Here is a 4,624-nt window from a genome sequence, read left to right as displayed (position 1 = left end):
CGAGCGGCCAAAGGGATCAGACTGTAAATCTGACGGCTCAGCCTTCGCTGGTTCGAATCCAGCTCCCTCCACCACTTCTCTACCTTATTTCTTTTTATTCAAATACCCACTGTAAACTCATACCATGATTGTTTAACCAGTTACTTGCTTGTTTATAATCTGAATAAAATAATCCCACACGTTGCCAAAATTGAGCGCTGTGATTTAAATATTTTAAATGTGCTAATTCATGAACAATCACGTAGTCAATGACCCATGTCGGTGCACTTGCCAAGTGTAAGTTGAAGGTTAGTTCACGCCTGCGATTACAACTACCCCAGCGACGTTTATACAATTGAATACGAATATTACTCGGTAGCTTTTCACCCATCAGCTGACAATAATCGTTAACTCGCATTTCAATATAACTTTCTAATTTCTCATGCAAAAACTGCTCTAGCAAACTTTGATACATTTGCGTTTGATGCTTTACACGTGAAGAAATACTCAGTAACAGCGTTTGGCTTTCATTGTGCTGCTGCCATTGAGTGCGTGCTGCGTTATCAAATTGCACATTAACAGCTTCATTAAATAATTTAATACTCTGGGTTTTGAGTGGAAACTGTCGTGTATCGGCTTGAATTTGTTGCTTATGTAACTGAGTATCAATCCAGTCCTGTTTACTTAACAGCCATTCATTAATTTGTGTTTTCGTTACAAAATGGGGCGCATATACCGTAAGCTCACGTTGTGCGACTTTGATAGCCACTGTTTTTCTTTGCTTACTTCGCTTTAAAGTGTAATCCAACAATGAATGCTGCCTATTTATAATTAACCACTGGGTTTTATTTTACCTTGTACCATAACGGCTGATCTATAAATAATCCCCACTAAATGCCATTTTAATAACAATGCATTTAGTGCTACTCAATAAATAGTATGGTTTAGAGCTTAAAACACTTACGTTGCTTTTGTAATTTATAACTCAATACCTTGTGATTATTATTGTATTTTATATTAGACTGAATTTAAGAGTTATTATGTGAATGATTGATGTTAGCTAATTTTTTTATAAACGAACCAGATCCAAGCCTAATTATTAATGGTGTATACGACCCAAGTTTAGTGACACTATCTATACTCACCGCAATTTTTGCAGCTTATTTTTCTTTGCACGTTATCGATTTAGCAAATAATACACATTTTAAATCTTATCGAAAGTTAGCCAATATAACCGCAGCCTTAGTCCTTGCCGGAGGGGTCTGGAGCATGCACTTTATTGCTATGCTGGCATTTTCTTTGTGCACTACAATTGAATACGACCCCACACTCACTTTTGTGTCGTTTATACCGGCGTTACTGGCATGTACCATTGCTTTTTCTTGTTTGAAAACATATAGCTCTCCCCCTCGTATTATCAATTTAATTCTAAGCTCTCTTTTATTTGGCGCGGGTGTTGGCACCATGCATTACAGCGGTATGGCAGCGATGCAATTAAGTCCTTTACTTCGTTATGATCCAATATGGTTTGGCGCTTCAATTGTTGTTGCAGTGCTGCTGTCTTTTATAAGTCTCTATGCACGTTTTCATTTACCAGCACACTTTAAAAAATTAACGCCTGTGCATAATCGTATTATTTGCGCCCTTATTCTTGGCCTTGCCGTGGCTGGTATGCATTATATGGGCATGGCTGCTACGCGATTTATTGCAACAAGCCCGATAATTAACGAGCAAACAAACCAATCACATCTAACCTTTATTGCTATTAGTGTGTCGTTCGCCACGCTTTTATTAACAGCGGTGGTTGTGATCATCAATGGCATGATCCGTTACAGAATGCTGTTGGGGAAAAAATCAGCTGAAGAGTCTCGCCTTGATGCTATTTTATCAACTGCCATTGACGGCATCGTTACTATCAATATTAAAGGCACTATTTTGAGCTTTAATAAAGCCGCAGAAACAATTTTTGGCTGGCAAGATAATGAGGTCATTGGCCAGAATGTAAAAATATTAATGGCTGATGATATTGCTAATCAACACGATGCTTTTTTAAAAAATACCACAAACCATGAGGTAAAACGTGTTATTGGTGTTAATCGCGATGTGTGGGCAAAACATAAAAATGGTCATCAATTTCCAATTCGCTTAGGGATTGGTGAAGTAAAGCAATTACAAACTGAAACATTGTTTGTGGGCTTTATTACCGATTTGACTGAGCAAAGAGCGTTACAACAAAGCTTAATTGAAAAAGAGCGACAATACCGTACCTTGATGAACAATATGCCCGGTGTGGTATTTCGCTGCTTGTTAGATGAACACTGGAGTATGTTGTTTATCAGCCCTAGCGTCTATGAACTAACGGGTTATCGCGCTGAAGAATTTACTGAGCAGCGTATTACCTTTGCCGAGCTTATTGTTAAAGAAGATGAAGCGGCTATTTCTTTAGCGATTGATCAAGCAGTTGCATCGACCAGTCAATACTCAATTGAGTATCGCATTCGCCATCGCAACGGCAATATTATTTGGGTACTTGATCAAGCAAGTATTATCACTAACTCTAAAGATGATACACGCTGGGTTGATGGCGTTTTAGTTGATATAACCAAGCGCCATGAATATGAGCAAAGCTTAAAGCAAGCTAAATACGAGGCTGAAGCAGCCGCGCAAGCTAAACAGTCTTTTATGGCAAATATGAGCCATGAGATACGTACCCCCATGAATGCAATTATTGGCTTTAGTGATATTTTAATGGATAGTCCGCTTAATAAAGACCAACAAAAACAAATTATTACCGTTAATAACGCTGCGCGTTCTTTATTGCATTTACTCAACGATATCCTTGACTCAGCAAAGCTAGAGAAAGGTAAACTCGAAATTCAAAATGTACATTTTAACTTGCAAGAATTACTCGACAATATTGTGTCTACATTTTGGCTGGATGCAAAACGTAAAGACTTACAGCTCAATTTAAAAATAGCTGACAATGTGAATCCATTTTATTTTGGTGACGATACGCGTTTACGCCAAGTGCTAACCAATTTAATCGGCAATGCGATAAAGTTTACCGAACGAGGCCATGTTACTTTGTCGGTTACTCATAACCCCAATCATCCTATTTTATTTGAAGTACAAGACACAGGTATAGGTATTGAAAAAGATCGTCTTGAGGCTATCTTTAAACCTTTTGAGCAAGCAGACGGCACCACAACTCGCCGATTTGGTGGCACAGGGCTTGGAACAACGATTAGTAAACAGCTGGTTGAGTTAATGGGTGGCAAAATATATGCACAAAGTACCCTTGGTCAAGGTAGCTGTTTTTCCTTTACTGTTGGGCTTGAGGCAGGCGAAAAAAGTCAGGTGCAAGCCATTAGTAAAAACGCATTTAGCTTACCCCCATTAAAAATCTTAGTAGTGGATGATATTGAACAAAATATCGAACTACTCACTATTATGCTTTCCCAAGCAGGCCACCAGGTAAGTAAAGCAAATAATGGTTTTGAGGCCATTGACATGTTTAATCAGCATCGCTTTGATATTATCCTAATGGATATTCATATGCCTAAATGTGATGGGATCAGTGCCACAGCATCAATTCGCTCTTTAGAGCAGCAAAAACAACTAAAGCACACGCCAATAATTGCCTTAACGGCCAGTGTGCTACAGCAAGATAAGCTAACAGCCAAACAAGCGGGTATGAATGGTTTTACAACGAAACCCGTTGACATAAACCAACTCAACCAAGAAATAGCGCGGGTGCTTGGGCTTGCTATCAGCCAGTTAGTAACTAACGATCCAATAGATTCAAAACTTCGTATAGATTTTAATAAAGGTGAAAAAATGTGGGGCAGCAAAGAGAAACATCTCAAAGAGGTTGTACTCTTTTTAGCTCAGCATCAAAATAGTATGCAAACCTTGGCGGCCATTAAGCTAAACGATAAACATCATGCTCATATTTTGCATAATTTAAAAGGTCTTGCCGGTAATTTAGCGCTCAATAATTTATCTTACTTAATTACGCAAGCTGAAAAACAACGTGATATAACAAGTTATACTCAGTGCATATTAAAATGTCAGCAAGAGTGGCAGCAGCTAGCAGATGAATTATCACACTTACACATTGCTTTTAAAGAGAATGAATTACAAAAAGAAACCGTGTCAGATGCTGAATTTATTCACCAATTAACGCTTTTACTCAGCCAAGCTAAACGAGCAGAGTTGGATGATACGTTATTAAGTTATATTGAAAGAATAACACCCGAACAACACAAAGCTGCTATTTTGAATATTTATGAGCAGTTTAATGACTTTGAATTTGATAATGCACAAACACAGATCAACGCATTATTAACAACACTCAATAACTAGCTCTTCTGAGGATGACGATGGATCAATCGATAAGTCAGGCGCGAATATTAATCGTCGATGATGAACCTGCAAATTTAAAAGTAATGCGCGAGGTCTTAGCGAGTAACTACCGTTTATCGTTTGCTAAATCGGGGGCTGTGGCACTGCAATTAATAGAAAACGATCCGCCAAAACTCATTTTACTTGATGTAATGATGCCAGATACGGAGTTTTTCAAGGTAGTTGTCCGATTTTCCCGTTTTATGCTGCTGCCTGAGCCTGCACGATTTCCCGCTCCGGA

The 4,624-nt window shown here is 38.5% G+C and carries 3 protein-coding genes; 2 read left to right on the top strand and 1 reads right to left on the bottom strand.

Going from position 1 to position 4,624, the window contains the following annotated elements:
• Positions 1 to 94 precede the first annotated feature (94 nt).
• The gene (locus tag AAEY57_RS18735; RefSeq protein ID WP_350608522.1) at positions 95 to 787 is read right to left on the bottom strand and encodes a M48 family metallopeptidase; all 693 of its coding nucleotides are present in this window, start codon (positions 785 to 787) and stop codon (positions 95 to 97) included.
• A gap of 245 nt (positions 788 to 1,032) precedes the next feature.
• Between AAEY57_RS18735 and AAEY57_RS18730 the strand changes: the two genes are divergently transcribed.
• Entirely contained in the window at positions 1,033 to 4,344 is a 3,312-nt protein-coding gene (locus AAEY57_RS18730; RefSeq protein WP_350608521.1) for a PAS domain S-box protein, read from the top strand.
• Between the two features lie 17 nt (positions 4,345 to 4,361).
• On the top strand, positions 4,362 to 4,624 hold a 263-nt coding region (locus AAEY57_RS18725; protein WP_350608520.1), incomplete at its 3' end, for a response regulator.

The organism is Pseudoalteromonas sp. MER144-MNA-CIBAN-0113 (genome assembly GCF_040308965.1).
Taxonomy (GTDB): domain Bacteria; phylum Pseudomonadota; class Gammaproteobacteria; order Enterobacterales; family Alteromonadaceae; genus Pseudoalteromonas; species Pseudoalteromonas tetraodonis.
This window is presented reverse-complemented; position numbering and strand designations above follow the sequence as displayed.

Excerpts from the sequence above, each read along its gene's own strand:
- AAEY57_RS18730 (WP_350608521.1), top strand. The coding sequence starts at position 1,033 with ATGTTAGCTAATTTTTTTATAAACGAACCAGATCCAAGCCTAATTATT.